We start from the raw sequence: 579 nt of genomic DNA on the forward strand, positions 1-579 counted from the left end.
GTTGGTATAGCCCGCCGCTCCTTTGATAACAAAAGGTTTACCATGCCAGTATAGTGTGTATTTTTCTTTTACATGATCGATATATACCGTTTTTTGGGAATTTATAACTGGCTTAGGTTTACAGTTAGAAAAAGCAAGAAGGATGATTAAAGCTATAAATTTGATTAAAAGAGAGTGAGCATGATGAAACTTAATTTTATTAAAGCCATACGGAATTGTAGTTTTTAGTTTGGAGTTAAAAAGCCCAAGGCGTAGCATAATTGGTTGATGAAGGAAGGCTAATGTAGTCATTTAGGTAATTTATTATCAAACTTATTCATCTTCGAAATGTAATTTGCCTGTAAATCAATTGGTTTTAATGCTTAATTAATACTTATAGTTTACGTTGAGCTTTTTCCCAAACTGCGCTTTGTGTTGAGCTAAAATACCTGATAATACCCGCCAGTACCGCATAGTTCATTACACAAAAGTAATAGGGGATAAACAACACTTTGATACGTAATTGCTTTTTCTCCATTATAAAACCAAGTAATGCCAGCAGATAAAACAATACCTGGGCAAACAAAAGCACCCTTATAC

At 33.5% G+C, this 579-nt stretch carries 1 protein-coding gene and 1 pseudogene; both read right to left on the bottom strand.

Annotated features, from left to right (window positions below):
- A partial coding sequence (locus tag AC1DPZ_RS28700) for a hypothetical protein (protein WP_477409952.1) occupies positions 1–291 on the bottom strand: 291 nt, incomplete at its 3' end.
- Positions 292–373: 82 nt separating this feature from the next.
- Positions 374–579, bottom strand: a pseudogene (locus AC1DPZ_RS28705) (glycosyltransferase family 2 protein); the annotation flags it as partial.

This window comes from Mucilaginibacter sp. P4_G9 (assembly GCF_056400985.1).